General features: G+C 59.8%; 1 protein-coding gene. It reads left to right on the forward strand.

Annotated elements, in window-relative coordinates; translation table 11 throughout:
* Window positions 1–503 precede the first annotated feature (503 nt).
* Window positions 504–1,210 (forward strand): PEP/pyruvate-binding domain-containing protein (locus V6C07_RS06475; RefSeq protein ID WP_333535533.1); only part of this gene is annotated, 707 nt, incomplete at its 3' end.

A 1,210-nucleotide genomic window follows, 5' to 3' on the forward strand; every position in this document is an offset into this window, starting at 1 on the left:
GAAGGCCGTTGCCCGCAATGAGGGCGTCGTCCGCCATGCGTCGTTCAGACGCCCTCCGCCCGTCGCGGTCGTTCTGTCCCCAAGCCTCCATCCGAGCGTTTTTTTGTAGCGCGCGAGACGCATGACGCCACCAACAAAGAATTGTTGTGGCCGGGGGTGGCAAGCCGGTTTACGGCCGAATTTGCGGCATGAGAAAACGCTGGTGTCCTGAACGTTCTGGAGTTTCTTATTTTATATTTGGGAATTATGTCACATGTTGCTTGAAGGCAGGGGGGCGCTGTGCTAACTTGACGCTGTGGTTCATATTGCCGAGCGTCCTGTCAGGCTTTTTCGCTGTTGCATATGGCGTGCTGCCTGTGTTACCGCTGTGTAACAATACCGCCAATGGGCGTAACTGCCCGGCGCGACATATTTTTGCGCTCACGGTCCGGCGGCCATGCCGCCGGCGGCACAGGTTCCCAGGTTAGTAAAACCGGGGCTTTGTCATGAGTTCTGGAGCCGTCATGCCACTCTCACGCCTTTTGGGCTTTTTTTCGCGGACCGCCCGGCGGGCCGCAGCCGGAGCCTCGGCTTCAGACAGCGATGCCGAACGCTTCTTTGCCCTGCGGCATCATTCCTTCAAGCTTTTTCTCACGGCATGGAACACTTTTCAGGAAACCATGACCGCCCTTGAGTACACCCTGTGCTGTGACCATCCCTTTGGGCTTTACAGGGTGCGCGCCCTATGTACCAGCATGGCGACACAGGCGTTTCAGTGCATCAAGCAGCTGGAGCGGCTCGATCCCGCCCCCTGCGAAGCCCTGTACGCGCGGTTTGCCGAATTGCAAAACATGGTGGCGGACGACGTTTACGAACCGGAATCCTGCCTTCTGGGGCCTCTTGTGCTGCCGCTTGGGCCGGACGAAACGGATATGGAGGCTCTCAGCGGGCAGGGGCGGTCTCCGCTGGTTGATCCTGTGACCCTGCGGCTCGAAGATGTGCGCCGCCGTCTGCCCGATCTGGTTCCCAGGGGCTTTGTGGTCACTGCCGTGGGCTGCCAGCATTTTTTCCAGAGCGGCGAACTGCAGAGCGAGATCAACCGGCGCATACAGGCTGCCGGGGGCCTTGCCCCCAAACATCTTGCCAAGCTTTCGCGCAGCCTCGGCCAGTTGGTGGAAGATACCCCCATGCCTCAGGATCTGGCGGCGGAAATTCTGGCCGCTGTTGCCCG

This window comes from Desulfovibrio sp. 1214_IL3152 (genome assembly GCF_036763055.1).
In the GTDB taxonomy this organism is placed as follows: domain Bacteria; phylum Desulfobacterota; class Desulfovibrionia; order Desulfovibrionales; family Desulfovibrionaceae; genus Desulfovibrio.